A 3,065-nucleotide genomic window follows, 5' to 3' on the forward strand; every position below is an offset into this window, starting at 1 on the left:
GGTGGAGGGAATCAACAATAAACTTAAACTAATAAAACGGAGAGGCTATGGCTTTAGAAACTTTCGGAATTTTTGGGTTAGAAGTATGTTATCTTGGCATCTTGTATGTTGATTTAGCATAAAGGGTAACGAAGAGCCGAATCATTGAAAAGCCTTTGTCGAAATAGCCCACAAAATGAATCACTGCGATTGCGCTCTCAACTACTGCCAACAAGCGCTTGAATTATGCCAAGAATTGGGGATTACCTTGGTTAAAGAGTGTGAGGAACTGTTAGGGCAAATTCAGGTTACATTAGAAGAAGATTAGAAACCCTTGATCACCTATACCAACCATGAAAATTAAAGCGATTATTCATCCAGCCGAAGAAGGCGGTTATTGGGCGGAAGTTCCGGCCCTTCCAGGTTGCATCACGGAAGGCGATAGCCTAGAAGAAGTCACCCATAACTTAAAAGATGCGATCGAAGGATGGTTAGCCGTCGCTAATGAATCCTATCCACGCGGAAGATCAACTGTTAGAAATTGTCCAATGTTTATCCTCTTGACTAACTGATTATGAACAATATCCAAGACTATGATCTAGTTGCTTTAACCGAAGACATCACAGCAATCCACAAAACGACCCATCAGCCCATCCTTCTGCGTCGCGGACAAATGGGAACTGTTTTAATGTCTTTTAATCAGCAAGCTTTTCTGATTGATTTTACCGATCAAAACGGCCAAACCTTTGCGATGGAAACCGTTGATCACTCAAAACTTCTACGGCTGATCAGTGAACCTGAATTAGTCTCAGTCTAAGATAAAACTTTCGCCAACTTTTAGATAGAACTCTTTATCTTGCTATTCGGGAAAAAACTTTCAACAGCTTATTTCATCAAGAAATTGGTCAAATACTCCTTGAAGAAAAAACACTAAAACTAATTATCTTTAACCCTGACAATGAGGTAATCACCCAATGGATAAACTAAACCATTACCGCAAAATTATTCATCAGATTCTTGTCCCCTATAGCCAAATTATTTATAACAATGCGGACATTCAAAATCGTCTAGCTTTTGATCCTCAGAATGATCAATATCTCGTCATTTCAGAAGGTTGGCAACAGAATCAGCGTTATCATGATTGTCTGATTCATTTAGAAATTATTAACGAGAAAATTTGGGTACAATGTGACAACACCGAAGACGGTATCACCAAAGAATTACTAAGCGCAGGCATTGCTAAAGAAGATATTGTTTTGGGATTCCATGAACCTAAAATACGTCAATATACAGGCTTCGCTGTCGCTTAACTTTCAAATATGATGGACAATTCTCAAAACCGCAATCGCCGCCAAATGAATCACTATTAGAAGAAGATTAGAAACTCTTGATAACCCAAGTCAGCCATGAAAATCACCTACTTTCAGGATACGGATACTCTATACCTAGAGTTCAATAACAATCCTATTGTCGAGACTCAAGAAATCAATGAAAATACAAAATACAAAATACAAAATACCTTGGTCGATCTTGATCAGCAGGGGAATATTTGTGCAATCACCTTGGAACAGGCCAGAAGCTTAACGGATCTGAATGCTTTTTCCCTCGAAACTATTGTCGCGCCTCAATTAGCTTCAAGTTTATAAGAGTTGTCATAATAAAATTATTCTATAAACCTTGACGTGATATAATATATATAACATTTGGGCGCAGATTCCTTGTGACCCTATAATCGGACAAATTCGTTATTATCAATGACAACAACTTTAATCAATCACATTGAAATTACCCCAGAAACTTGTGGCGGTAAACCGCGCATCGCAGGTCATCGCATCAAAGTCCAAGATGTCGTTATTTGGCACGAACGCCTGGGAATGTCACCCGATGAAATTGTTTATCATTATCCCAGCATTACTTTAGCTGATGTTTACGCGGCCCTTTCTTACTATCACGATCACCTTGAAGAAATTAGACAACAAATCACAGATGATGATACCTTTGCCAAGGAAATGCAAGCTAAAACACCTTCTCTAGTCCAAGAAAAACTAAAAAAAATGAATGGGCAATAAAATTAAATTTCACCTTGATGAAAATGTAAGCTATAGCATTGCTCTTGGATTGCGCCAGCGAGGCCTTGATGTTACTACCACTCCAGAAGAAAATTTATTGGGGGTATCCGATGAAATACAATTGCAATTTGCCTTAGCCAATGGTCGCGTGATTTTTACTCAAGATACTGATTTTTTAAGAATCAATCAATCATCTATAACTCATGCAGGAATTGCTTACTGTCCCCAACAAAGTAAATCTATTGGTCAAATAATTCGAGGACTACTCTTAATCTGGGAAATTCTTGAACCCGAAGAAATGTATAATCACATAGAGTTTATATAGAACCGCATGAAAAAGTGAATTAGTATTTGGCAGATCGATAAAAATAATCAAAAAGCTAATTTTGTTACTCTTTACTACGATAAAATTAAGGAGTATGAATAATGCAACCCGTCCAACTTTTTCAACAAGTCAAATTATGTAGAGATGTCCCCGACACTATTTTTTAAAAAGGTGATCAGGGAACAATTATTGAATATTTACCTCCTAATGAACAACAATCAGAAGCAGGTTATCTCCTAGAAATGTTTGACAATAACGAAACCATTGACGTGATAGCGGTTCCCGTTTCTTGGATAAGTTCTATTAACTAACGATTAGCAAAAATTCAGGCTACATTAGAAGAAGATTAGAAACCCTTGATCACCTATACCAACCATGAAAATTAAAGCAATTCTCAAAATTTAACTTTTTATCCAAATAGGAGAAATTTCATGAGTACCACTATCAATCTTCAAATCACTTTTGAATCTCTAACCGAAGCGATTAAATCCCTTGACTTAACGCAAAAACAACAATTATTAGAAATACTAGAACAACAAATTTTTCAAGCAGAAGAAACTTCCTATCAAGACGACGAGGAAACCTTAGCAGGCAACATCTCAATAAATGCTGGTAAGGAAGCCGAAGTCAACCTAGAAAATGAACCCGCACTCGTGAGAAAGCATCGACTTAGGTTGCACTGAGGAAGAAAA

At 37.2% G+C, this 3,065-nt stretch carries 8 protein-coding genes and 1 pseudogene; all 9 read left to right on the top strand.

Annotated elements, in window-relative coordinates; all coding sequences use genetic code 11:
* Positions 1 to 112, top strand: a 112-nt coding sequence (locus PX482_RS10710) for a transposase (protein WP_071784045.1), incomplete at its 5' end; no start/stop codon positions are given.
* A 220-nt stretch (positions 113 to 332) separates the two neighbouring features.
* Positions 333 to 551 carry a type II toxin-antitoxin system HicB family antitoxin gene (locus PX482_RS10715; protein WP_002762144.1) on the top strand — a complete coding sequence of 73 codons (219 nt, stop codon included), beginning with the start codon at positions 333 to 335 and terminating at the stop codon, positions 549 to 551.
* 2 nt (positions 552 to 553) lie between these two features.
* Positions 554 to 796 carry a DUF4926 domain-containing protein gene (locus tag PX482_RS10720; protein WP_002762146.1) on the top strand — a complete coding sequence of 81 codons (243 nt, stop codon included), beginning with the start codon at positions 554 to 556 and terminating at the stop codon, positions 794 to 796.
* A 32-nt stretch (positions 797 to 828) separates the two neighbouring features.
* A pseudogene (locus tag PX482_RS10725) lies at positions 829 to 966 on the top strand (element excision factor XisH family protein); the annotation flags it as partial.
* Positions 954 to 1,289: a XisI protein gene (locus PX482_RS10730; protein ID WP_002762148.1), complete on the top strand. Its 336-nt coding sequence runs from the start codon at positions 954 to 956 to the stop codon at positions 1,287 to 1,289. The pseudogene PX482_RS10725 and the gene PX482_RS10730, both read left to right, overlap by 13 nt.
* A 96-nt stretch (positions 1,290 to 1,385) precedes the next feature.
* Positions 1,386 to 1,625, top strand: a complete 240-nt coding sequence (locus PX482_RS10735) for a DUF2283 domain-containing protein (protein ID WP_002762150.1) — start codon at positions 1,386 to 1,388, stop codon at positions 1,623 to 1,625.
* Positions 1,626 to 1,733: 108 nt separating this feature from the next.
* Positions 1,734 to 2,048: a DUF433 domain-containing protein gene (locus tag PX482_RS10740; protein ID WP_002753976.1), complete on the top strand. Its 315-nt coding sequence runs from the start codon at positions 1,734 to 1,736 to the stop codon at positions 2,046 to 2,048.
* Positions 2,038 to 2,373 carry a DUF5615 family PIN-like protein gene (locus PX482_RS10745; protein WP_150975360.1) on the top strand — a complete coding sequence of 112 codons (336 nt, stop codon included), beginning with the start codon at positions 2,038 to 2,040 and terminating at the stop codon, positions 2,371 to 2,373. Before PX482_RS10740 ends, PX482_RS10745 begins: the two co-directional genes overlap by 11 nt.
* A gap of 431 nt (positions 2,374 to 2,804) precedes the next feature.
* Entirely contained in the window at positions 2,805 to 3,056 is a 252-nt protein-coding gene (locus PX482_RS10750; RefSeq protein WP_288026529.1) for a hypothetical protein, read from the top strand.
* Positions 3,057 to 3,065: the final 9 nt, after the last annotated feature.

Source organism: Microcystis sp. M53602_WE12 (assembly GCF_030065455.1).
GTDB classification, from domain to species: domain Bacteria; phylum Cyanobacteriota; class Cyanobacteriia; order Cyanobacteriales; family Microcystaceae; genus Microcystis; species Microcystis aeruginosa.

What these genes read in the sequence shown, in the direction of transcription:
- PX482_RS10740 (WP_002753976.1), top strand. Translation starts at nt 1,734, where the DNA reads ATGACAACAACTTTAATCAATCACATTGAAATTACCCCAGAAACTTGT.
- PX482_RS10720 (WP_002762146.1), top strand. Translation starts at nt 554, where the DNA reads ATGAACAATATCCAAGACTATGATCTAGTTGCTTTAACCGAAGACATC.
- PX482_RS10745 (WP_150975360.1), top strand. Translation starts at nt 2,038, where the DNA reads ATGGGCAATAAAATTAAATTTCACCTTGATGAAAATGTAAGCTATAGC.
- PX482_RS10750 (WP_288026529.1), top strand. Translation starts at nt 2,805, where the DNA reads ATGAGTACCACTATCAATCTTCAAATCACTTTTGAATCTCTAACCGAA.
- PX482_RS10730 (WP_002762148.1), top strand. Translation starts at nt 954, where the DNA reads ATGGATAAACTAAACCATTACCGCAAAATTATTCATCAGATTCTTGTC.
- PX482_RS10735 (WP_002762150.1), top strand. Translation starts at nt 1,386, where the DNA reads ATGAAAATCACCTACTTTCAGGATACGGATACTCTATACCTAGAGTTC.
- PX482_RS10715 (WP_002762144.1), top strand. Translation starts at nt 333, where the DNA reads ATGAAAATTAAAGCGATTATTCATCCAGCCGAAGAAGGCGGTTATTGG.